Genomic DNA, 24,316 nt, shown 5'->3' with positions numbered 1-24,316 from the left:
TGTTCTTTGTTCATATAAAATAACGGCATTCCTCTTACAAGGAAGAAATACCGTTATGACCCTTAATCCATACTACATTATTATTTAATTCGCAACAATATTAACGAGTTTTCCAGGAACCGCAATGACTTTACGGACGGTCTTGCCGTCGATTTGCGCTTTTACCTTGTCGTCATCCATCGCAATTTGCTCCAGCGCATCCTTGTTTGTGTTTGCTGGTACGACTAGCTTTGCTTTGACCTTCCCGTTAATTTGAATAACGATTTCTATTTCATTATCCTTTAACTTTGCTTCATCATAAGCTGGCCATGCTTCATAGGCAATACTAGAAGCAGTGTGGCCAAGCTTTTCCCATAATTCCTCAGAAATATGCGGGCAAATTGGAGACAGTAATTTCACAAAGCCCTCCATATAATGAATTGGCAGCACCTCTGCTTTATTTGCTTCATTGATAAAGACCATCAGCTGTGAAATGGCCGTATTAAAACGTAAGCCCTCATAATCCTCCGTCACTTTTTTAACCGTTTGATGATAGACTTTTTCAAGATTACTTTCTGTTTCATTATCCTTAATCTTCGGATTTACATTACCGTTATCATCAATAAACAAGCGCCAAATTCTATCTAAGAAGCGTCGTGAACCATCAACACCATTGGCAGACCAAGCGATCGAACCATCAAGTGGTCCCATGAACATTTCATATAGACGCAATGTATCAGCACCATGGCTATTGACAATCTCATCAGGGTTCACAACATTCCCTTTTGATTTACTCATTTTTTCATTATTTTCGCCAAGAATCATTCCTTGGTTAAATAGCTTTTGGAAAGGTTCCTTTGTTGGCACAACACCGATATCATATAAAAACTTGTGCCAGAAGCGAGCATATAGCAAATGTAATACTGCATGCTCTGCTCCTCCAATATAAATGTCAACAGGAAGCCACTCTTTCAATTTTTCAGGATCAGCTAATACTTCATTATTATGTGGGTCGATAAAACGTAAGAAGTACCAGCAGCTTCCGCCCCATTGCGGCATTGTATTGGTCTCCCGGCGTCCTTTCTTACCAGTAACCGGATCAACGACATTGACCCAATCCTCCACATTCGCTAATGGAGATTCCCCTGTACCAGAGGGTTTAATTTCTTTTGTAACCGGTAGTACGAGCGGCAGCTCCTCCTCCGGAACAGCAGTCATCGTCCCGTCCTCCCAGTGAATAATTGGAATCGGCTCGCCCCAATAACGCTGACGACTGAACAACCAATCACGTAGTCGGTATGTTACTTTTTTCGACCCAATTCCTTTTTCTTCAAGCCAAGCAACCATTTTGCTAATCGCTTCTACTTTATTTAATCCATTTAGAAAATCAGAGTTCACATGAAGGCCATCACCGGTATAAGCTTCCTTCTCAATCTCTCCGCCTGCCACAACCTCTTTGATTTCCAAATTAAACTTCTTGGCAAATTCATAATCACGTTCATCATGTCCAGGTACCGCCATAATCGCACCTGTTCCGTAGCTTGCTAATACATAATCAGCAATCCAAATTGGAATTTTCACATTGTTCGCCGGATTAATCGCATAGGCTCCGGTAAAGACACCTGTTTTATCCTTTGCTAAATCTGTTCTTTCTAGATCACTCTTACTCTTAATTTGTTCAATATAGGTATCGACTGCCTGCTTTTGTTCGGCAGTGGTAATTTTTTGCACCAATTCATGCTCAGGCGCAAGCACCGCATAAGTAGCACCAAATAATGTATCAGGACGTGTAGTGAAAACGGTAAAGGCCGCATCATATCCATCAATTTGGAAATGAACCTCTGCACCCTCTGAACGCCCAATCCAGTTACGTTGCATATCCTTTATACTTTCCGGCCAATCTAAGTCTTCAAGGTCCTCTAATAAACGGTCAGCGTAGGCCGTTATTTTTAAATTCCACTGTTTCATTGGGCGGCGCTCTACTGGGTGTCCGCCACGCTCACTCTTTCCATCGATTACTTCTTCATTAGCGAGCACTGTTCCAAGAGCAGGACACCAATTCACAGGTGCTTCACTAATATAGGCAAGACCTTTTTCATAAAGCTTTAAAAAGATCCATTGCGTCCATTTATAGTATTTTGGATCGGTTGTATTGATTTCACGATCCCAATCATAGGAGAAACCTAATGCTTTAATTTGGCGGCGGAAATTATTAATATTATGCTCAGTAAATTCAGCAGGGTCATTTCCGGTATCTAATGCATATTGTTCTGCCGGTAATCCAAATGCATCCCAGCCCATTGGGTGAAGGACATTGTAGCCCTGCATTCTTTTCATTCTGGAAAGAATATCGGTTGCTGTATAGCCCTCTGGATGTCCAACGTGAAGACCGGCACCTGATGGATATGGAAACATATCAAGGGCATAGAACTTTCGTTTCCCTTTATCTTCACTTGTTTTAAAGGTTTTATTTTCCCCCCAATACGTCTGCCATTTCTTTTCAATTTCATGATGATTGAAGCTCATCTTAATTTCCTCCTACATTTAATAACTAGCTAATAAATCAGCCTTTTTGATTATCATTACAAATGGTTATGAAGCATTTTCTCTATAACTTAGAAAAGAATATAAAAAACCCCTCATCCCAAAATTGGGACGAGAGGATTATGTATGATTACTCCCGCGGTACCACCCACATTAGTGAAAAAGTCACTCGCTTCATTTATCCTTAACGCGGAATACGGCAGACATTACTAAGTGTTCACATCTGCAACTCCAAGGCGAGTTCATGATGATCCCGACTGACTTACACCAACCGTCAGCTCTCTAATACGGGTTTAAAGCATCACTACTATTCCTTGTCAATGTCGTTCTAATTATAGAAAAATTTATAGTGATATTGTATATAATTTTACGTCAATATGCAAGTCAACAGAAAAGGTACTACACAATATATTCTAGAATATTAACAATTGTTACCATATAAAAAAGAACTTATACCTCAAATGCCTGTGGAAGCTACTGCAATAAAACAAGCCATCACCTTTAACGTGATGGCTTGTACTTCTTTACTTCACACCTGTATTGGCTTTGACAAGCACCTCGGCATATTTCTTCTCATCACGTCTATTGGCAACAACTGTCCCGATAAACGCTCCAATGAAACCTGCCGGTATGGATACTATCGCCGGATTTGTTAGTGGGAAGATTGGATCTCCAACAAAGATAGCCGCACCCGCAACCGGATTTAAGACGTTTGGACTGATAGCCACTAATACAAGCGCCGTTATTAATCCTGTCAGCATCCCTGTAACAGCTCCTGCTGTGTTGAACTTCTTCCAGTAGATCGTATAAATGATGACTGGAAGGTTCGCACTTGCAGCCACACAGAAGGCCAAGGATACAAGGAAAGCAACGTTCATTGTTTGAGCAAACAAGGCAAGGATAATAGAGAAAATAGAAACTCCGATAGAAGCATATCGTGCCGCAAGCATTTGTTGCTTTTCTGTCATTTGACCTTTTTTAATGATTTGACCATAAATATCATGGGCAAATGCTGATGCACCTGATAAAACAAGGCCTGCTACAACGGCTAGAATCGTCGCAAAGGCAACAGCAGATACAAAGGACATGAGCATATCTCCACCAAGTGCCTTTGCTAAAAGTGGTGCTGCCATATTTCCAGCAGCATTCGCAGCGACAATATCTGTTGAACCAACAAAGGCAGCTGCTCCAAAGCCAAGGAAAATCGTTAAAATATAGAAGATACCAACCACCCATGTAGCTGTCACAACAGAGCTACGGGCTGTTTTCGCATCTTTAACAGTAAAGAAACGCATGAGGATATGAGGCAGACCAGCTGTACCAAGAACAAGAGCTGCCATCATCGAAAGTGTATCAATTGGAACGGTATATTTCACACCTGGGTTTAAATAGCTCTCCCCAAGCGGTGTTAACGTTTTCATTTCACTAAACATCGTGAAAATGTTGAAATTAAATTTAGCTAATACTAAAAATGAAATAACAACTGTTCCAATCATTAATAATACCGCTTTAGTAATTTGTACCCAGCTTGTTGCCGTCATTCCGCCAAATAATACATAGGTGGTCATCATGACACCAACGATAAGAACCGCTATCCAATAATCAATACCTAATAAGAGCTGAATAAGAGCGCCTGCACCAACTAATTGGGCAATCATATAAAAAATAACAATGGTAAGCGTGCTTAACGCTGCAACAGCTCGTACCTTTTTTTGGTCGAAGCGTGCCGTGATCATATCGGCAATCGTATATTTCCCAAGATTTCTTAATGGTTCAGCAACAATATACAAGACAACAAGATAGGCCACTAAATAGCCGATTGAATAGAAAAACCCATCAAAACCATTTAGGGCAATCGCACCAGCAATACCGAGGAAGGATGCAGCAGATAAATAATCCCCGGCGATAGCCAGTCCATTTTGCCAGCCAGTTAAGCCTCCACCGGCAGTGTAAAATTCACTCGCTGTCTTCGTTCGTTTTGCAGCCCAGTACGTAATGACGAGTGTCAATCCAACGATAAGAACAAATAATGCTAATCCAAATCCACTCATAGGCTTTGATCTCCTTGGCTATATTTTTCAATAATATTTTGGGCCATTTTGTCATAACGGGCTGCTCTTTTCACATAAACCATACATAATACCCAGGTCATGACGAATAATCCAAAGCTGTAGACCCATGTCCAAGAGATTGACCCGATAGCCGGACGATTTAATATCGTCGAATAGGATGTAAGGATTGGCAGTGTGAAGTAAAGGGCTAAAAAGACAATCGAGACAGGCACCAAGAACTTTTTCTTTGCTTTCATTAAGTCTTTAAATTCTGGGGTGCTAGCAATTTTTTCAAAATCATACTTATTCTGCTGTGTAACGCCTTCTTTTGCTAAATTATCCATTCATCTTCCTCCTTTTTTAAAATATTCAGAAATATATGTATATTCTAAAAATTTCCAAGGTAAATTTCAATCTATTTTTGTAAAAATAGGTAAAATCTACTAATAAAAAGGTTCGACAAAAAGAGCTGATTTCTGCGAATCAGCTCTTTTATGACAACCTTCTGCTTTTATTTGAAGCAAACAATAGCCTATTGCTAACAAAGCAGCTCAGCATTTCTACTTACTCTGGGTGAAATTTCGACTTTACCGGCTGGCCACCGCTTTGTTCATATTTCTTTTTAGCCTGCTTGACCAGATCATAGTCCTGGCCAAGCTCAAGATCATTACTATTTGCCCCATTGCGTGTTTTCTGCTCCGGGTTTTGTTGCTTTGAACGCTTTTTCACGGTTGTTCCCCCTAGTGATCATGTAAAATCATTTGATTTTGTGCCTGTTGTAGCTGCAGCCTCATACGATGAAGCTGTTCACGTTGCTGACCATTTGCAGATTGAGCCATTTTGGCAAGCTCATTATAAGAGCTTTCTAATTGCTGCAATGCCTGCGTATAATTTTCACCATTATAATGCTCCTGGAGGCTGCTTTCCTGGTATTGATCGGTGGCAAACCTCAGTGCATCTTCACATTTTGAAAGCAAAGCTTCCATTGATTCTCGAGTTGCCATAAAACCCCTCCTTAAAAATTCGAAAAGCAAAGCTCGTTCTATCAATCGCATAAATGATGGATGATTAGAGCTTTACACAATTATCTTGTGCAAATCTTCTATTTCTACACAAGTGTCGTCTGCCATTTCTAGACAGAGGGCTAGAACTAATTGGAACGGAGCAAATTTCGTGGTAAAATAATCAAATTCACTGTTTAAAGTTGATTCGAGTTTTTAAGGGAGGTTTTTTCGCTATGCATCCACATAATCCATTTCCATATGCAAGCGACCATAAACGATATCATACATGGAATTACCATTTACGACATACATTTGGCCATAAAGTGTTTAAAGTCGCCTTAGATGGAGGTTTTGATTGTCCCAATCGCGATGGCACCGTAGCCTATGGCGGCTGTACATTTTGCAGCGCATCAGGCTCTGGAGATTATGCAGGCAGCCGTAGTGACGGACTTATCAAGCAGTTCAATGATATTAAAGAAAAAATGCATACAAAGTGGAAAGACGGCAAATACATGGCCTATTTTCAGGCCTTTACCAACACACATGCACCACTATCTGTGTTAAAGGAAAAATATGAAGCGGTATTAAATCTCGACGGTGTCGTCGGACTTTCTATTGCAACTAGACCAGATTGTCTGCCTGATGATGTTGTCGACTACCTAGCAGAGCTCAATGAACGAACCTATTTATGGGTCGAGCTTGGACTGCAGACCGTACACGAACAGACCGCTGTGCTTATCAATCGAGCGCATGACTTTGAAACCTATGCTGAGGGTGTCGATAAGCTCCGCAAGCGCGGGATTCGTGTTTGTTCTCACATCATAAACGGGCTTCCAATGGAAACGACAGACATGATGATGGAAACCGCCCGTGCCGTGGCAAAGCTTGATGTACAAGGAATTAAAATCCATCTGCTCCATTTATTAAAGGGAACACCAATGGTTAAACAGTATGAAAAAGGTATGCTTCAATTTTTATCACTCGATGATTATGTAAAGCTAGTATGCGATCAATTAGAAATCTTACCGCCGGAAATGATTGTTCACCGAATTACCGGGGATGGACCGATTGATTTAATGATTGGCCCTATGTGGAGTGTCAATAAATGGGAGGTTCTCAATAGAATTGATGAGGAACTGGTCCGCCGCGATAGCTGGCAAGGCAAGAAATGGAGCGGTGTGAAGGTATGAAGCTAATACAAATTTTACCCTTTGCCAGAACCCTGTTGGAAACTGCCATTACCCCAGGAGATATTGCCGTTGATGCAACGCTCGGTAACGGACATGATACCCTGTTTCTTGCCAAGCTGGTTGGCGAATACGGGCATGTCTATGGCTTTGACATTCAGGAGGAGGCTGTAATCAATAGCAGAAAGCGATTGGAAGAGCAGGATTTACTGAGTCAAGTTACCTTTTTTAACAAGGGACATGAACATATTTCTAATTGCCTTCCAAATGAACAGCATGGCAAAGTAACGGCAGCCATTTTTAATCTTGGTTATTTACCAGGAGGAGATAAATCGATTGTCACAAAGCCGGATACAACCATTTCGGCCATTGAACAGCTGCTCTCCATTATGAAGCCTGAAGGCATTATTGTGTTAGTCATTTACCACGGACATCCAGAGGGGGCAATTGAACGTGACAGGCTCATGGAATTTGTCCAATCGATTGATCAGAAAAAAGCACATGTCCTGCAATATCGCTATCTTAACCAAGCAAACCATCCTCCATTTATTATCGCGATTGAAAAAAGATAAGAGAAGTGCCTTCTCGCAGCACATCGAGGAGGCACTTCTCTTTTTACACTAAATGAACCTATACAAAACGCTCTAGTCTTCGCTTTTCATGCTTCAAATCCCGGCTGTGTTTCTGTATCGTCCTGTAAATCATCGCATTTACAAAAAAGAAAAGGCTAACACCCCCGCCTGTCTTTAAAATCCCTTTTGAGAGTTTGCGGACATCCCGCTGCTTTCTTACCTTTTCATCAGATAAATAAAGTCCTAAGAGTCCTCGGTTTATTAAACGATGAAACCTTCTATGTGGGAGACTATTAGTATGACGGTCCGCTTCCTTTATAAAATGCTTTAAGCGCGTAAAGAGCTGCTCTTCTGTTTCATAATAAAAGCAAAAGTTTAAATCTCCCTCTATTTTATCCTCTTCCTGGTCTATTAGATAATCCAATAGGATATGTAGGCCTTGAATATATGGAAAATAACCCTTGCGAATATCATCCGCATACTGACCTTGGAAATCATCGCTATAAGCGTAAGCTACCAGACAAAAGACACCTAAGGTTGACCCAGAACAAGCAGAAAACTCATACCACTCCATTTTCGGAATCGACTCTTTATTTTCAAGAAACCACCTTTTTAATCGAGGCACCCTTTCATCCGGTATCACATGCTTATGAACCTGTAAATCACAATAATAACCGCAAAGCTCTAATAAATAGTCTTTTATCTTTTCATAATGGTTACAGTTTGACAGCACCTGCCTGCAGGTTGCAACAAGGTCTGATAGGTAGTTTCCATCATCCTGTTCCGTGCGGAATCGGTAATAACGGCCTTCCGTTTGCTTCAATGTCAGGGCATCTCGCATCGCTTCATGTAATGCACTAAAATCCGCTGGATCGAGTGACGTACTTCGATCACAAAGATTATCTAAATAATCACTAATCGTCTGATAGGCAACGATAAAGCGAATGACTTCAGCATATTGTTCCTTAGCCATGAGGGCCATGATGGCACCTCCCTCGCAATGAAAGGTCTTATCTTTAATGCTTGCCAATGCTTGCTTTCGCAGTTCTTGATTGGGAATATTCAGTGCTCGCTCCTTCCAATAAGAGAGCTCCTTATTAACACTAGGGAAAATCTTCCAATAGGATTGGGACATTAAACTAAACGGCATACTTGGTACTGACATAACAATCCCTCGCTTATACATTATAGCCGATTGATTTTAGCTGGCTGTTAAAGAAATCCTTCGCATATTCAAATACTTCCTCACGCTCTGGTTCATTAAAAATTTCATGATAGCAATTCGGCCATTCTTTATATCTTTTTTCTGACAAAGGCACTAGGTTAAACCAGTTTCTAACTGTGTGTTTATTGACAATTTTGTCATCACCGCCCTGCATAAGGAAGAGCGGAACATCCTGAGTTTGATTAATCTCCTCAAAGGCTTCTTTAATCCCTTCAATTAATTCACGATACCACCTGATTGACACCTTTGTGATATAAAGCGTATCATTCAAATCTGCTTCCCTTACTTCTTCGTTACGAGTCGCCATCTCAACCGTCAAGCCTGATTCTAACCTTAATTGTGGAGCAATAATGTTTAATACGTATGAAAATAAATTCAATAGCTTTGATGGCGGTTTGACTAATCCCAGGCACGGAGAGGATAAAATAACACCTGCCAAATTCAATTGCTCTTCCTGCAATAAACGGACTGCAATCAGCCCACCTAAACTATGACCGATGAGAAAAACCGGCAAATTGAATTGATAGGCAGCCTGTACCCAATCCTTCACCTCGAAAAGATATTCATCAAAGGCATCGATATGACCTCTTCCTGCTCGTGTTGTCATGCCCTGTCCAGGGAGATCACCCATGACAACATGAAAGCCTGACAGACGCCACATTTCAATTAACCAGCCATAGCGGCGGTGATGCTCCATCGCCCCATGAACGATTACCACTACCGCTTTTGCTTCTCCTTCCGCTTCCCATTTCCACATTGTACCTTCCTCCTGAAAATCAAAAAGTGAATCGACTCATTACTATCATTCTAATTCTTTTGCATGTCCTTTTTATCTGGTCCACGAAATCCAGACATTAATAATACTATTATGACCAAATACAAATCCTTTGACAAATCTCATCACTTATTAGATACAATTAGTAGAACAGATATGACTTGGTTAAGCTACGACCAGCATAATTTTCTAACATATTAAGAGTAGATATCGCTAAGTCAAATTGTATATTGATTGAAAAAGGAGAGTATAAAACAATGATCTATCCCTACAAAGGTAAAAGCCCCAAAATTTCTGCTTCTGCTTTCATCGCCGATTACGTTACTATATCTGGCGATGTAGAAATTGGTGACGAATCAAACATCTGGTTTAACACCTCTATCCGTGGAGACGTAGCGCCGACGATAATTGGTAAAAGGGTCAGCGTCCAGGATAATTCTGTTTTGCATCAAAGTCCTAACAATCCACTCATCCTTGAAGATGGTGTAACCGTTGGACATCAAGTGATTCTTCACAGCTGTGTTATAAGAGAAAACGCATTAATCGGTATGGGCTCCATCGTCCTTGATCAAGCCGAGATTGGTGAAGGTGCATTTATTGGAGCTGGCAGCCTAGTTCCACAAGGAAAAAAAATTCCGCCGAATACACTTGCCTTTGGAAGACCAGCAAAGGTTATTCGTGAATTAAATGATGAAGATAAAAAGGATATGGAACGAATACGTAGAGAATATGTTGAAAAAGGCATCTATTATAAATCATTACAAAATAAACGAAATGATTAATCATAGTATGAACTTCATTTCCAATATTAACCGTGTAAATAGATACCGAAATTAAACTATACTAGTATTATCAACCAAAAATTACATCAGGTGGTACTTATGATAATATTATATCTTTTCATTGCTGTGTTATTTATCTTGCTCATTACGCTAATCGCAAAATTAATCGAGCGAAAGACCTTGTTTACATCATTTATTACATTTAGTGTGGTTTTGATTGTATTAGTAGGTGGATTTACATTGGATTCAATAGGACAGAGGAATTCGGTTAATGCCATAGAGCAGATCAAGACCTGGTTTCAATCACCCATTGCCAAAACCAATACTTTTATCCAGGAAACCTTTGACCACTCCAATATAACGGTAAAAGACAGTGCCCTTGTGGATGCACCGATTATTAAACAAATGCCAGAGCTCCCACGCGGCTGTGAAGTAACAAGTCTGGCAATGCTCCTTCAGCATGCAGGTGTCCAAGTCGATAAAATGACACTTGCTGAACAGATTAAAAAGGAGCCTTCTACCTATCGCAAGGAAAACGGGGTTATTTATTTCGGTCACCCCAATGACGGATTTGTCGGAGATATGTACTCTTACCATAATCCTGGACTAGGAGTTTACCATAAACCAATAAATAACCTAGCCGAACAGTACTTGCCGGGGCAGATCGTTGATTTTACCGGAGCTGACTTTCATGAGGTGAAGGTTCACCTTTCTGACAACCGTCCTGTATGGGTCATCATTAATACAGCCTACAGCAGGCTTCCAGACAGCCGCTTTCAAACCTGGCAGACACCAAGCGGTCCTGTCAAAATCACCTATAAAGAGCATTCCGTGCTAGTTACTGGCTACGATAAGCAGTATGTCTACTTTAATGACCCTTTAACAGGTGAAAAAAACAAAAAAGCACCCATAACGGAATTCGAGGATTCCTGGGTGCAAATGGGTAAACAGGCCATTACGTATCTTTATTAGCCTCTAACGGCCTGACTCATTGGTTTTACGGCCTCTTGATCAAAATCATATTTCTTCTCCACATAGATCTGATGCCAAACCATAAACATTAATACCGTCCAGATTTTCCGGCTATTGTCGGCTTTTCCCTGACAGTGGTCTTCAAGCAGATTCAAAATATACGTTTTATTTAGCAAATGATCCGTGTCACTTTCACGGATTATTTTTTTTGCCCAGTCATTCATTTCATTCTTTAACCAGTGACGGATGGGCACGGGGAAGCCTAGTTTTTTCCGATTTAGGACATGATCTGGAACGATGCCCTCAGCCGCCTTACGTAGAACATATTTCGTTGTACCATCCGCAGTTTTTAGGCTTGTTGGAATTTGTGAGGCTACACGGAACACTTCTTTATCTAAAAATGGGACGCGGAGCTCCAGTGAGTGTGCCATTGTCACACGATCTGCTTTAAGAAGAATATCACCGCGCATCCAAGTATGGATATCAATATATTGCATCTGATCGACCGGGTCATAGCCACGGCTTTCACGATATAGCGGCTTCGTAATATCTGTATAATGCAGATTAGAATTGAAAACGTTCAGTAGCTGCTGTTTTTCTGCCTCTGTGAACATTTTCGCATTCCCGATATAGCGATCCTCCATCGGTGTCACACCACGTTCAATAAAGCTTTTTCCCTTCATTCCCTCTGGCATTAGTCTGGCAATCCAACTTAGGAATACCTTGCCAAATTGGGGCATCTTATTGAACATTTTAAGCGATTCCGGCTCTCGGTATATATTGTAGCCGCCAAACAGCTCATCAGCTCCCTCACCTGATAAAACAACCGTTACATGCTTTCTCGCTTCACGAGCAACGAAATAAAGCGGTACACAGGCAGGGTCTGCGAGCGGATCATCCATATGCCACATAATTTTTGGCACTTCGTTCATATATTCCTCAGGAGAAATCACGTAGCTGATATTTTCTAACCCCAGCTTATCAGCTGTTTCTTTTGCTACATCAATTTCACTGAAGCCGTTATGATCAAATCCCACCGAAAAGGTTTTAATCGCCGGATGAAACTCTTTCGCAATGGAAGCAATAATAGAGGAGTCAATTCCGCCAGATAGGAACGAACCAACCGGTACATCACTTCTCATATGAATTTTGACAGAATCAAATAGTACATCTTTAATTTCCTTAATAAAATCACTTTCTGATTTTTGAACAGGCTGGAAATTCGCTTTCCAGTAGCGTTTAATTTCCATTGGCGAACCGATTTTCTTAGTAAAATAGTGGCCCGGTTCAAGCTTGTGAATGCCTTGTGACAGTGTCTCTGGCTCTGGTACGAATTGATAGGTTAAGTAATGCTGTAAGGATTCATAGTTTAATACATCATTTTTCATGGCTAGCAAAATGCTCTTTTTCTCAGAGGCGAAAAACGTTCTTTCATCATCTTCATAATAAAAGAATGGTTTGATTCCAAAGGGATCTCTTCCGCCATAAAGAGTTTGTTCCTCTTTATCCCAAATCACAAAAGCAAACATCCCGCGTAAACGTTCAATGGCTTTTTCCTTTACATGACTATAGAGAGCAATGATAACCTCTGTATCAGAGCTTGTTTCAAATGAAAGCCCTTCTTTGATAAGCTCTTCACGTAATTCAACATAGTTATAAACCTCGCCATTAAAAATGATCCAATAGCGCTCGTTTTCATATGTTAAGGGCTGGTGGCCGCTTTCAATATCAATAATACTTAATCGACGGAAGCCAAATTGGATATGGTTATCCATATAATATCCATCATCATCAGGTCCGCGGTGGGTTATCAGATTATTCATCTGTTGGAATAATTGTTTTTCAGTTTCATTAAAATTCTGTGCCTTTTCATGTACACAACCAATAAAACCACACATTATGTACGTCACTCCATTCTTTATTTAAAAGCCCCTCACATAAAGGTTCTTAAATTACTCAAAAAAACATACTCTCTTATACTACCACTAATTTTTTTATAATGTCATGAAGTGAAAAAAAAAACAATGGGAAAATCATGCTATTATAAGCAGTTTATACTTTTTCTATTTATTCTAAAACATTGTACAATTTTTTTCCTATTCATATTGATTACTTGAATCTGCTGCAGTTCTTTTAAACGGAAACAGGAGCCGCACTATGATAATGCGACTCCTGTTTTCTCATTTGAATTATAAGATTATAAAGCACTGTTTAACGCTTGATCACGTATCAGCTCGGCTTTATCCGTACGCTCCCATGGAAGGTCCACATCCACACGACCGAAATGACCGTAGGCAGCCGTTTGTTTATAGATTGGGCGGCGAAGGTCAAGCATTTTGATAATCCCTGCAGGACGTAAATCAAAGTTTTTATTCACTACATCTACGAGTACATCCTCATCTACTTTACCTGTACCAAATGTGTCGATTGAAATCGATACAGGACGGGCTACACCAATCGCATAGGCAAATTGAACCTCTACTTTATCTGCCAATCCAGCGGCAACAATATTTTTCGCTACATAACGGGCAGCATAAGCTGCAGAGCGGTCAACCTTTGTCGGATCCTTACCAGAGAAGGCACCACCGCCATGACGAGCATAGCCGCCATATGTATCAACGATAATTTTTCGACCTGTTAAACCGGCATCCCCCTGTGGTCCCCCGATAACAAAACGACCGGTTGGGTTGATAAAATACTTTGTTTGATCATCAATTAACTCTTTTGGCACAACTGGAGAAATGACGTACTCCTTAAGATCTCGTTGAATTTGTTCCAAACCAATCTCTGGATCATGCTGAGTCGAAATGACTATCGTATCAATTCGAACAGGCTGATCATTTTCATCGTATTCTACTGTAACCTGCGTTTTTCCATCAGGACGAAGATATGCCAAGGTATTATCCTTACGTACCTCTGCTAAACGGCGGGAAAGCTTATGGGCTAATGAAATCGGTAATGGCATCAGCTCACTTGTTTCATTGCAGGCAAATCCGAACATAAGACCCTGATCTCCAGCTCCTATAGCCTCAATTTGCTCATCCGTCATGTTTCCTTCACGGGCTTCTAAGGCCTGGTCAACACCCATTGCAATATCCGGAGACTGCTCATCAATAGACGTTAATACGGCACATGTTTCAGAGTCAAAGCCATACTTGGCTCGTGTATAGCCAATTTCCTTTACGGTATTCCGAACAATTTTGGGAATATCTACATATGTTGATGTAGTAATTTCACCTGAAACTAATACTAAGCCGGTCGTAACTGATGTTTCAGCAGCCACACGTGCATTAGGATCCTGGGTAAGAATTTCATCTAAAATGGCATCAGAAATTTGATCACAAATCTTATCTGGATGGCCTTCAGTAACTGACTCTGAAGTAAACAAGCGACGTTTTGACAATCTGATTTCCTCCTTATATATAAAGAGATTGCGAAGAAACAGTGCATTAACAATCTCTTATGATACGGAACTCATCCCCTAGTAGTTTGGAAAAAATAAGGTGAATTTATCCTATTTATTAAAAATCAGAGTAAATTAGTTCCTTATTTATTGGAGACGCATAAAAAAACCTTCTCATCTTGTGAAAAGGTTGAAAATAAAAAATTCGCGCCTTTCACTCTTATCGTTCAAGGAAATGAATCCTTGCCACAGATTAGCACCTTTACTAAAAGAATCGCATACATATAAAACATTTCTACCTCAATATTTTGTAAACGAAAAATTTTCTACAATAATTAGTTAGCTAGTTTTATATCTAATTATGCTCTGCTTAGCAGGTTGCTGGGTTTCATTGGGTCTGTCCCTCCACCAGCTCGGGATAAGAGAGTATCCGTTCAATGAAACATCTTATCGTACCGATAGAAAGGCTGTCAATGAATACACATCAAATAATTACTATATATATAAAAATTTGCTAGTCTTTAATCAAAGTATTCAACCATTTTAATTTTTGGGAAAAGACCAAAAACTTTCATCAATAGTATAGACTATTCAAATAATTGTGCTATACTAATTGTGAGCTAAATCACTCCGAATGTAAATTTAAATAAAACTGATTAAAGGAAGGTATTCGTCGGATGAATTCTGTAAGTTTGAAACAAGAAATAAATGAATTTCTTAATGGCACTAATATTCTTACTCAATTATCTGTACCACAACTTGTCGAAAAAGTATTAACACGGAAGGAAGGGCAATTAACTTCAACCGGCGCGGTAATCGCTACAACTGGAAAGTACACTGGAAGATCCCCGAAGGATAAATACATTGTGGAAGAAGAGTCTGTTAAGGACAAAATTGACTGGGGTTCTGTGAACCAGCCAATCTCGAAAGAGGTATTCTCAAGTCTATACAATAAAGTGTTGGAATTTTTAAAAGAGAAAGACGAAGTGTTTGTATTTAAAGGCTTCGCTGGAGCTGATGAAAAGCACCGTCTACCTATCCAGGTTATTAATGAATATGCATGGCATAACCTATTTGCCCATCAGTTATTTATTCGTCCTACAAAGGAAGAATTAGCAGCCCATGATCCTGGCTTTACCGTTATTGCAGCCCCTAATTTTAAAGCGGACCCTGCCATTGATGGTACTTGTTCAGAAACATTTATTATTATTTCCTTTGAACAGCGTACGGTTCTGATTGGTGGAACAGAATATGCAGGAGAGATCAAAAAATCAGTCTTCTCCATTATGAATTATTTATTACCTGAGAATGGCATCCTGCCAATGCATTGCTCTTCTAACGTAGGAAACGAAGGCGATGTGGCCCTTTTCTTCGGTTTATCAGGAACAGGAAAAACAACCCTTTCTGCAGATCCAAACCGTCGTCTAATTGGTGATGATGAGCACGGCTGGTCAGGAAATGGCGTATTCAATATTGAAGGCGGTTGCTATGCTAAATGTATCAACCTATCTCGTGAAAAAGAACCGCAAATCTTCGATGCCATCCGTTTTGGCTCTGTATTAGAAAACGTTATGCTTGATCAAGATACACGCATTGCCGATTATGATGACGGCACATTGACGGAAAACACTCGTGCTGCTTACCCACTGCAGGCCATTGAAAATATTGTTGACCCAAGTGTTGCAGGTCATCCCAATACAATTATTTTCTTAACTGCTGATGCATTTGGCGTTTTACCTCCTATTGCGAAGCTTTCAAAGGAGCAGGCAATGTACCACTTCTTAAGTGGATACACGTCTAAGCTTGCAGGTACGGAACGCGGTGTGACATCACCAGAAGCAACATTCTCAACATGCTTCGGTTCACCATTCCTACCATTACCAGCAACTCGCTATGCAGAAATGCTTGGTGAAAAAATCAGCCAGCATAATGCAAATGTATACCTTGTTAATACAGGCTGGACTGGCGGAGAATACGGTGTTGGTTCACGTATGAAGCTAAGCTATACTCGCGCAATGGTTCAAGCAGCACTTGAAGGTGAACTGGCGAATGCTGAAACGAAAAAGGATGAAATTTTTGGCTTAGAAATTCCTTTACATGTACCTGGAGTACCAGATGATGTCCTACAACCTAATCGTACTTGGTCGAATCAGGAGCAGTACGAGGTGAAGGCAAAGGAACTAGCTGCAAAATTCCGCGACAATTTTAAAAAGTTCCAAAACGTTTCAACAGATATTATCGAAAAAGGCGGACCAATGGCATAAATAAACAAAAACAGCAACTCTAGAGTTGCTGTTTTTTGTTAGTTAGTTGTATTCAATGATATTAGCTGATATGTAATGGTAGTCTTGCTGTTTTCCCATTCTAGTCTTTTTATGACAGCATATGCTCCCGGCTCACTGTCCTTTGTCTTTCTAACTTCGAGCGGGATTTCAATTGGGTAGATTCGGTAATCATCCTTTACTAAAGTAAAATCATTCTCGCCAATTCTCTGTTCCTTACCCTTTGTCACAATCATCGTATTTAATTCTAAAGGCATTCCCATCCTATTCCCTCTCCTTTTTTAATAGATTTTAATCATGTATGAAAATCTATCCTTTCTTTCTGATATCTTACCATTAGTCAGCCTGCTTTTTCATCCACAACGTTAAATCAGCGACAATTTGCCTGTTTATTGCCGGAGGAAAATAATGTGTATATTGGTCAAAATACCAGCACTCTACTTTTTTATTCAGGTCCTTTAGGCGCTTCTCTAGTCGATAGGCGTGTTCAACCGAAACATTAATATCCCTTCGACCATGAATAATCAACACGGGAGGTCTTAGCTTCTCTATATCATATAGGGGCGTACGGTATTGATACTGCTCAGGAACCTTCGCTGGAGTCCCGCCGATGACTCGCTTCATCATTCTTCTTAAATCCTTTCTCTCCACATATGTTAATGACATATCACTAACACCTCCCCAAGTAACAACAGAGGCTGCGTCTGGGAATGTAATTCCTGTTAATAAGGCCATTACACCTCCGCGGGAGAAACCAAAAATATGAACGTTTTTAACCCTTTGATGTGAACGAAGCAGCTCAAAGCCTGAAAAAGCATCCTCCCTGTCCTCTCCGGCAAAATCTTCATTTCCCTCCCCTCCTTGATTGCCGCGATAAAATGGAGCAAATACAATGAACCCTTCTGAGGCAAATTGAACGATCCTGGCCGGTCTCACCTTTCCAACATTTTTGATGCCGCCTCTTAAATAAAGAAATCCGTCATAGATGTCAGCATTTCTAGGCTCTGCTAATAATCCCTTCACCTTTAAACCTTCAACCAGATAAGTAATAATCGATAATTCAATCTCCGGATTCGGAGACGGAAACTTTTGTTTACTGATAATAATAGGATTCATCCTCGTCTCCTTTCGTTCCTTTTAGTCGTTTATATTATTCACATGAAGAAGTAAATTATTGTCTAATTTAGAAAAGGAGCATAGAAAAAATTCCTGACAGCTGTACCATCAGGAATGTAACTGATTAACTTTGATTAGTTTGTAATAATAACAGGTCCATTCTTCGTTACAATTACGGTATGTTCAATTTGAGCAACAAAGCTTCGCTCCTCTGTAACATACGTCCATCCATCATCTAATTGATAAACCTCTTCCGCACCTGTTGAAACGAATGGTTCAAAAGCAATCACCATGCCATCGCGAAGAATTTCTTTATCCCATGAATCATAATAATTCAAAATATGATCGGGTGCTTCGTGTAATGATAAACCTACCCCATGTCCAGTTAGGTTTTTAATTACTGTAAAACCATTTTGTCTTGCTGTTTGATAGACCACTTTACCAATTGCATTCTTTCTTGCGCCAACCTTAAATTTCGTCAAACCAGCTTCAAATGCTTTTTTTGCCACTTCACAAAGCTTTTCTAGCTCCGGGTTCCCGTTACCGACGACAAAAGATAGACCAGTGTCAGCATAATAGCCGTTTTTCGAACCGGATACATCAATATTGACTAAGTCACCATCTTGAATAACACGGCTTCCCGGGATTCCATGGGCAACCTCTTCCTGGACACTGATGCAGGTAAAGCCAGGAAAATCATATTCGCCCTTCGGTGCTGAAAGGGCCCCGTATTTTTCAAACAGCTCCCCGGCAAAGTCATCAAGCTCCTTTGTTGTAATGCCAGGTTTTGTTTTTTTTATCATTTCATCCCGTATCGTTCCAACTATTTTTCCAATTTCCTTCAGACCCTGTAAATCTTCCTCAGACCTAATAATCAATTTTATTCCTTCTTTCTCTAAAACAAATCCACATATCATTTATTATTTTTTATCATTGCATTATCCCATTTTAACATAGGATTCACGAAATTCTCAAACGCGTTACTTTCCAAACACACTTTCTGTAGTAGAATATTTATTAAAGAATATTTATGAAACTAATAAATTTTTTTTAACTAATACTATATAAATTAAGGAATATTTTTTACTAAATGGTTATGGTATACTAAGAAGGTAAACACGATAGAGAGGAAAATCGGAATGTCACAAAATTGCATAGGAAAAATTCGTTCGAATTACGCTCGGCTTAGCGAGAAAGAAAAAAAGATAGCCGATTATATTTTGGATGATCCCGATAAAATTATCCACGGGACCATCAATGAAGTTGCTGAGGATTTAAATATAGCAGATGCAACTGTTTTTCGTTTTTGCAAACGAATCGGCTTTAAGGGCTACCAGGCAATGAAGATTGCCCTTGCTTCTGAAATCATCACTCCGAACCAACAAATCCAAGAGGATATTGAAATCTCGGATGATGATGATGCTAAGACCATTGCCGATAAAGTCTTCCAAGCAAATATTAGAACGATTGAAAATACAGTAGAGATTCTAGATCACACAGCCATTCAAAAGGCAGTCAATCTCTTGCTGTATTCCAACCGAGTAGAGTTTTATGGCACGGGTGGATCTGCAGTCATTGCTATGGATGCGTTCCATAAATTTGTGCGCACAGGAATTAAAGCGTTTGCATTTATTGATTCCCACTTTCAGCTTACATCTGCCTCCCAGCTAACAGAAAGTGATACAGCTGTTATTATTTCTCATACAGGGACAAATAAGGATACCTTAAATATTTTAAAGACAGCTAAGCGAAATGGAGCGAAAACGATTGCCATTACCGGCTATCCAAAATCCCCAATAGCCCAGCATGCTGATGTAGCACTTTATACAAGCTCCGAGGACAATGAATATCGTTCAGAAGCCTTATCGTCGAGAATCGCACAACTCAGCCTTATTGACGCCCTTTATGTTAACTTAGTCGTTCTAAATAAAGAAAAGGCTCAGCGTTCTCTTGAAAAAATAAGAAGTACAATCTCCGAAACAAGAATGTAGTTTCATTCACATTCCAGAATTTACAGCTCCCTTGAATTGCCTATTCAAGGGGGACAATACTCCTCCACAGGCACATTATTTATCGTATTCATCTTGTTTTAGTTGCCAATTCTATTGTCTCTCCTCCAAATTAGTCGGTTATTCCCATCAATACTTTTCTTAGAACTAAAAATAATAAGAGAGTAGTCCATCTAATCGAAGGAGGAAATCAACTTGAGAAAACGGAAATTCAGTGTTTTTGTGACCCCTATGCTTATTCTAAGCCTGGTGGCTTGTAATAATGATACAAATGATGCGATGGATACTCGAAATGGCAATCAGATCAATACGGCCAACCGAGCAGGTACCAATGTATATCAGGTAAACAATCGAAATCGCGAGGTAGATGACCGTTCAGCGTATGGCTTTGATCATCGCGGTCCGCTTACTGAAGATTACTTAGATAACGACGACAATAGAGCCGCTAACAATAATCGGCCTACCTATTGGACTGTTCGCAATAACAATAACAACAATATGCGAGATAATGGCCGTAATACACAAAATGGCAACCAGCTCAATACAGCTACCAGAGGCGGTACTAATGCCTATCAGGTAAACAATCGAAATCGTGAAGTGGATGACCGTTCAGCGTATGGCTTTGACCACCGTGGTCCTCTTACAGAGGATTATTTAGAGAACGATAACAATAGAACCACTAACAATAACCGGTCTCCGTATCGGACTGTTCGCAATAACAATGACAATAATCGAAATATCCATTACCGCAATGTGACGAATCGCAATGACAACAAGTGGTCAAGCCAAAGGAACAAAGTTAATAATGATCATAACAATGTAACAGCTCGTAATAAAAATTACGACAACACAAATGAGAGTCCAAATCTTTCCAGCTTAAAAACATCACAATCAAGTAATAAATACCCGCACACAAAAGCGGTATTAATTCAAGAAGCGAGATATCAGTTCATTCCAGTTAATCCTAATCAGGATAATCGCTTACAGGCAAGACTTCGTCAAAATAAAGAATCAGCACAGGCACCAGAAGTGCAAAAACAGCAGCAGGCAAATCAAGCCCCTGCTCAGCAAGCACCACAACAGCAAACACCGGCCCAGCAGGCTCCAGCCCCAGCTCCAGCTCAAAAGGCTCCTGCCCAGCAAGCACCGGCAAATGTGAGCCAAGCTGTTCAGCAGGTGATTGACTTAACAAATGAACAACGTCGTAAAAATGGTCTACCAGCTTTACAGGCTGACACTCAATTAAGCAGTGTCGCACAGAAAAAATCCACCGACATGCAGCAAAAGGGTTATTTTTCTCACACTAGTCCAACCTATGGCTCACCATTTGATATGATGCGCGACCATGGCGTATCGTATAAAACTGCAGGTGAGAACATCGCCCAGGGACAAAGAACTCCTCAAGAGGTGGTTAATGCCTGGATGAATAGTGAAGGACACCGTAAAAATATTTTAAGCCGAGAATTCACCCATATTGGCGTCGGCTATGAAGCAAGTGGCCATCACTGGACACAAATGTTTATTGGTAAATAACAATACTAACACCTCAATACCTAAGGAATGGTTTACAGCCACTTAGATATTGAGGTTTTTTTAATTTACTTTGTTTAAACACCTGAATGGCGAGAACCTGGGCATTCACACATTTTTTCAACTTTCATACGATAGGTTAGGCTTAAAAAATCCATATTCTTTACTAAGGGAGGTCCTCTATCATGAAAAAATGGTGGAAGGCTAGTTTATTACTGCTAGTTATCCTTGTGTTAATGACCAGTCTCGTTGCTTGTAACCTTGGGAAATCTAAGGAAGATTCTGAAAAGCTCCAAAAAGTCAAGATAGCAGAAGTCACTCGTTCAATCTTTTATGCGCCTCAATATGTTGCGATTGAAAAAGGATTTTTTGCAGAAGAAGGTCTTGATGTTGAATTAATCACAACCTTTGGCGGCGATAAAACCATGACTACTCTCGTATCGGGCGGTGCTGATATCGCACTTGTCGGCTCAGAAACATCGATTTATGTAGCTGCCCAAGGTTCGACAGACCCCGTTATTAACTTTGCTCAGCTGACGCAGACAGACGGTACTTTTCTTGTTTCCCGTGATAAAATTGAAAACTTCGACTGGCAGATGCTGAAGGACAGTACCTTCCTCGGCCAAAGAAAAGGCGGGATGCCTCAGATGGTAGGCGAATTTGTGTTAAAAAATCATGGAATTGACCCTCATAATGATTTGAATTTAATTCAGAATATTGATTTCGCCAATATTGCCAATGCCTTTATTTCAGGGACGGGAGAGTTCGTTCAATTATTTGAACCGCAGGCCAGCATGTTTGAAAAGGAAGGGCGCGGCTACATTGTAGCATCATTTGGAACGGAATCAGGGCATGTTCCATACACAACCTTCATGACCAAGCAAAGCTATATAGAAGAGAATGAGGAGCTTGTTGAAGCCTTTACACGGGCTATTTATAAAGCACAGCAATGGGTATATGAAAACAGCTCAGCAGAAACAGCAAAATTAATTCAAAAATATTTCGAGAATACAGATTTGGATATTATTGAATCCTCTATTGATCGTTATAAAACCCAAACCTCCTTTGCCACAAATCCAATTCTAGATGAAGAGGAATGGGATAATCTGCAAAATATTATGGATGAAGCGGGTGAGCTACCAAAACGTATTGATTATGAAACATTAGTCAATACAGAATTTGCTGAGAAAGTGATGGATTAGAACACAGCGGAGGCTCTATATTATTCGAGGAAGGTGGAATAGACACTTTCCTTGAATCCCCCTCCTTGTAGCTTGTAGCAAATTGGGTTAGGAAGTGCCTTACATGGGCTTTTTATCAGTTCAAAACGTAAGTCATACGTATTTTACTAAAACATCGGCTACGACTGCCCTCTCTGACATTTCTCTTGATATCGCCGAAGGGGAGTTCGTATCCATGCTTGGTCCAAGTGGGTGCGGGAAAACGACGCTTCTTTCCATTATCGCTGGCTTAATCCAGCCGTCTGAAGGACTAGTCACGTTGGAGGGAAAAAAGATTGGCAATAAATCAAATGATATTGGATATATGCTTCAGCAGGATTATCTTTTTCCTTGGAAGACGATTGAACAAAACATTCTCATTGGTCTAAAGCTAAATAAACAGCTCCGAGCTGACAGAAAACAATATACACTGCAGCTGCTAGAGAAAATGGGGTTAAAAGGAGTAGAGAAGCAGTATCCAAAGGAGCTTTCCGGGGGGATGAGACAACGGGCTGCGCTGGTCAGAACATTAGCAACAGAGCCAAAGGTACTCATGCTTGATGAACCTTTTTCAGCCCTTGATTTTCAAACAAAGCTCCATTTAGAGGATCATATATTTGAAACGCTTAAATCCTTTCACAAAACAGCGATTCTCGTCACACACGATATTGGTGAAGCCATTGCCATGAGCGATCGGATCTTTCTATTATCCGCCCGTCCTGGTCAGCTCCATAAGACATTTATCGTCCCCGAGGAATTGCGAAGCCTAACACCCTTTCACGCAAGAAATCATGAAAAATTTCAGATCCTGTTTCAAACAATTTGGAAGGAGTTGGAATCCCTTGAAGTCCTCAACTGAGATTCAACAACTTCATCAAAACTATATTAATTCTTTGAAAAAAGAAAAACGATGGGTTCGTTTTTATCAGCTCATTATCTTCTTGGCCTTTTTCGGCAGCTGGGAGCTGGCAAGTACCTTCCGCTGGATTGATCCACTCATTTTCAGCTCCCCTTCAAAAGTAGGTCTTTTGCTGATTGATAATGTGCAGAACGGATCACTATTCATGCATATTAGTGTGACACTTGGCGAAACCATCTTTGGCTTTCTGCTCGGGACCCTGCTTGGCACTTTGCTTGCTGCCCTATTGTGGTGGTCACCCATTTTGTCAAAAATCCTTGATCCCTATTTAGTAATTCTCAATGCCATGCCCAAAATAGCCTTAGGACCCATACTAATCGTCGCACTAGGTCCAAACTTTACTTCCATTATGGCCATGGGAGCCTTAATCTCGGTTATTATCACTACCATCGTGGTCTATACATCATTTCGTGAGGTCGACCCTAACTATGTAAAGGTCCTATATACATTTGGAGCCTCAAGAGCGCAATCGTTTAAGGAAGCGGTCTTACCCGCTTCCTTCCCAACCATTATTTCTACATTAAAGGTGAATGTTGGTCTTTCCTGGGTCGGGGTCATCGTAGGGGAATTTTTAGTTTCTTCTAAAGGTCTTGGGTACATGATTATCTACGGCTTTCAGGTATTCAATTTCACCCTCGTTTTTCTGTCACTATTTGTGATCGCCATTTTTGCCACCATCATGTACCAGCTCGTTGAATTGCTTGAGAAAAAAATAATCAAAAGCAGTTAAAACGGTACATGACACC

The 24,316-nt window shown here is 40.3% G+C and carries 21 protein-coding genes, 1 pseudogene, 1 riboswitch and 1 other annotated feature; of the genes and pseudogenes, 10 read left to right on the top strand and 12 right to left on the bottom strand.

Annotated features, from left to right (window positions below):
* Positions 1-84: 84 nt before the first annotated feature.
* The 5 genes from leuS to BQ5321_RS06870 form a co-directional block, all read right to left on the bottom strand.
* Positions 85-2,505, bottom strand: a complete 2,421-nt coding sequence (gene leuS, locus BQ5321_RS06890) for a leucine--tRNA ligase (RefSeq protein WP_071393790.1) — start codon at positions 2,503-2,505, stop codon at positions 85-87.
* Positions 2,506-2,627: 122 nt separating this feature from the next.
* Positions 2,628-2,853, bottom strand: a binding site (T-box leader).
* Between the two features lie 194 nt (positions 2,854-3,047).
* On the bottom strand, positions 3,048-4,574 hold the full coding sequence (locus tag BQ5321_RS06885) for a solute symporter family protein (RefSeq protein WP_071393789.1): 1,527 nt from the start codon (positions 4,572-4,574) through the stop codon (positions 3,048-3,050).
* Entirely contained in the window at positions 4,571-4,918 is a 348-nt protein-coding gene (locus tag BQ5321_RS06880) for a DUF485 domain-containing protein (protein WP_071393788.1), read from the bottom strand. Before BQ5321_RS06880 ends, BQ5321_RS06885 begins: the two co-directional genes overlap by 4 nt.
* A 220-nt stretch (positions 4,919-5,138) precedes the next feature.
* On the bottom strand, positions 5,139-5,303 hold the full coding sequence (locus tag BQ5321_RS06875) for a glycogen biosynthesis protein GlgD (RefSeq protein ID WP_071393787.1): 165 nt from the start codon (positions 5,301-5,303) through the stop codon (positions 5,139-5,141).
* Between the two features lie 11 nt (positions 5,304-5,314).
* The gene (locus tag BQ5321_RS06870) at positions 5,315-5,578 is read right to left on the bottom strand and encodes a YtzC family protein (protein WP_071393786.1); all 264 of its coding nucleotides are present in this window, start codon (positions 5,576-5,578) and stop codon (positions 5,315-5,317) included.
* A gap of 233 nt (positions 5,579-5,811) precedes the next feature.
* Here BQ5321_RS06870 and BQ5321_RS06865 point away from each other — a divergent pair, with 233 nt between their 5' ends.
* Complete coding sequence (locus BQ5321_RS06865; RefSeq protein ID WP_071393785.1) at positions 5,812-6,768, top strand: tRNA modification radical SAM protein MnmL/YtqA; 957 nt, start codon at positions 5,812-5,814, stop codon at positions 6,766-6,768.
* The gene (locus BQ5321_RS06860; protein WP_071393784.1) at positions 6,765-7,337 is read left to right on the top strand and encodes a tRNA 5-(aminomethyl)-2-thiouridylate-methyltransferase MnmM; all 573 of its coding nucleotides are present in this window, start codon (positions 6,765-6,767) and stop codon (positions 7,335-7,337) included. The genes BQ5321_RS06865 and BQ5321_RS06860 overlap by 4 nt, the downstream gene beginning before the upstream one ends.
* A gap of 58 nt (positions 7,338-7,395) precedes the next feature.
* Here the strand turns inward: BQ5321_RS06860 and BQ5321_RS06855 are convergent, their stop codons facing one another.
* Complete coding sequence (locus tag BQ5321_RS06855; protein ID WP_071393783.1) at positions 7,396-8,502, bottom strand: tetraprenyl-beta-curcumene synthase family protein; 1,107 nt, start codon at positions 8,500-8,502, stop codon at positions 7,396-7,398.
* 13 nt (positions 8,503-8,515) lie between these two features.
* On the bottom strand, positions 8,516-9,319 hold the full coding sequence (locus BQ5321_RS06850; RefSeq protein ID WP_071393782.1) for an alpha/beta hydrolase: 804 nt from the start codon (positions 9,317-9,319) through the stop codon (positions 8,516-8,518).
* Between the two features lie 275 nt (positions 9,320-9,594).
* Here BQ5321_RS06850 and BQ5321_RS06845 point away from each other — a divergent pair, with 275 nt between their 5' ends.
* Together BQ5321_RS06845 and BQ5321_RS06840 are read left to right on the top strand one after the other, a co-directional pair.
* Positions 9,595-10,119: a gamma carbonic anhydrase gene (locus tag BQ5321_RS06845; protein WP_071393781.1), complete on the top strand. Its 525-nt coding sequence runs from the start codon at positions 9,595-9,597 to the stop codon at positions 10,117-10,119.
* Between the two features lie 99 nt (positions 10,120-10,218).
* The gene (locus BQ5321_RS06840) at positions 10,219-11,091 is read left to right on the top strand and encodes a C39 family peptidase (protein ID WP_071393780.1); all 873 of its coding nucleotides are present in this window, start codon (positions 10,219-10,221) and stop codon (positions 11,089-11,091) included.
* On the opposite strand, the gene asnB is transcribed toward BQ5321_RS06840, so the two are convergent.
* Positions 11,088-12,989: an asparagine synthase (glutamine-hydrolyzing) gene (gene asnB / locus BQ5321_RS06835; RefSeq protein WP_071393779.1), complete on the bottom strand. Its 1,902-nt coding sequence runs from the start codon at positions 12,987-12,989 to the stop codon at positions 11,088-11,090. The genes BQ5321_RS06840 and asnB overlap by 4 nt on opposite strands.
* 299 nt (positions 12,990-13,288) lie before the next feature.
* Positions 13,289-14,494 (bottom strand): methionine adenosyltransferase, encoded by a 1,206-nt coding sequence (gene metK / locus BQ5321_RS06830; protein WP_071393778.1) that lies wholly within the window; start codon positions 14,492-14,494, stop codon positions 13,289-13,291.
* A 217-nt stretch (positions 14,495-14,711) separates the two neighbouring features.
* Positions 14,712-14,919: riboswitch (SAM riboswitch) on the bottom strand.
* A gap of 252 nt (positions 14,920-15,171) precedes the next feature.
* On the opposite strand from metK, the gene pckA reads away from it, so the two are divergent.
* Positions 15,172-16,758, top strand: coding sequence for a phosphoenolpyruvate carboxykinase (ATP) (gene pckA / locus BQ5321_RS06825; RefSeq protein WP_071393777.1), 1,587 nt, complete (start codon positions 15,172-15,174; stop codon positions 16,756-16,758).
* A gap of 38 nt (positions 16,759-16,796) precedes the next feature.
* Here the strand turns inward: pckA and BQ5321_RS06820 are convergent, their stop codons facing one another.
* The 3 genes from BQ5321_RS06820 to map form a co-directional block, all read right to left on the bottom strand.
* Positions 16,797-17,039 (bottom strand): DUF2584 domain-containing protein, encoded by a 243-nt coding sequence (locus tag BQ5321_RS06820; protein WP_071393776.1) that lies wholly within the window; start codon positions 17,037-17,039, stop codon positions 16,797-16,799.
* 73 nt (positions 17,040-17,112) lie between these two features.
* Complete coding sequence (locus BQ5321_RS06815) at positions 17,113-17,892, bottom strand: alpha/beta hydrolase family protein (protein ID WP_071393775.1); 780 nt, start codon at positions 17,890-17,892, stop codon at positions 17,113-17,115.
* A 134-nt stretch (positions 17,893-18,026) separates the two neighbouring features.
* Entirely contained in the window at positions 18,027-18,770 is a 744-nt protein-coding gene (gene map, locus BQ5321_RS06810) for a type I methionyl aminopeptidase (protein WP_071393774.1), read from the bottom strand.
* A 261-nt stretch (positions 18,771-19,031) separates the two neighbouring features.
* Between map and BQ5321_RS06805 the strand changes: the two genes are divergently transcribed.
* The 5 genes and pseudogenes from BQ5321_RS06805 to BQ5321_RS06785 all read left to right on the top strand — a co-directional run bounded on the left by BQ5321_RS06805 (position 19,032) and on the right by BQ5321_RS06785 (position 24,300).
* On the top strand, positions 19,032-19,883 hold the full coding sequence (locus BQ5321_RS06805; protein ID WP_071393773.1) for a MurR/RpiR family transcriptional regulator: 852 nt from the start codon (positions 19,032-19,034) through the stop codon (positions 19,881-19,883).
* 882 nt (positions 19,884-20,765) lie between these two features.
* Positions 20,766-21,434, top strand: a pseudogene (locus BQ5321_RS25085) (CAP domain-containing protein); the annotation flags it as partial.
* Positions 21,435-21,616: 182 nt separating this feature from the next.
* The gene (locus tag BQ5321_RS06795; protein ID WP_071393772.1) at positions 21,617-22,633 is read left to right on the top strand and encodes an ABC transporter substrate-binding protein; all 1,017 of its coding nucleotides are present in this window, start codon (positions 21,617-21,619) and stop codon (positions 22,631-22,633) included.
* Between the two features lie 103 nt (positions 22,634-22,736).
* On the top strand, positions 22,737-23,510 hold the full coding sequence (locus tag BQ5321_RS06790; RefSeq protein WP_071393771.1) for an ABC transporter ATP-binding protein: 774 nt from the start codon (positions 22,737-22,739) through the stop codon (positions 23,508-23,510).
* Positions 23,494-24,300, top strand: coding sequence for an ABC transporter permease (locus BQ5321_RS06785; RefSeq protein WP_071393770.1), 807 nt, complete (start codon positions 23,494-23,496; stop codon positions 24,298-24,300). The genes BQ5321_RS06790 and BQ5321_RS06785 overlap by 17 nt, the downstream gene beginning before the upstream one ends.
* Positions 24,301-24,316: the final 16 nt, after the last annotated feature.

This window comes from Bacillus tuaregi (genome assembly GCF_900104575.1).
Taxonomy (GTDB): Bacteria; Bacillota; Bacilli; order Bacillales; family Cytobacillaceae; genus Bacillus_BD; species Bacillus_BD tuaregi.
This window is presented reverse-complemented; position numbering and strand designations above follow the sequence as displayed.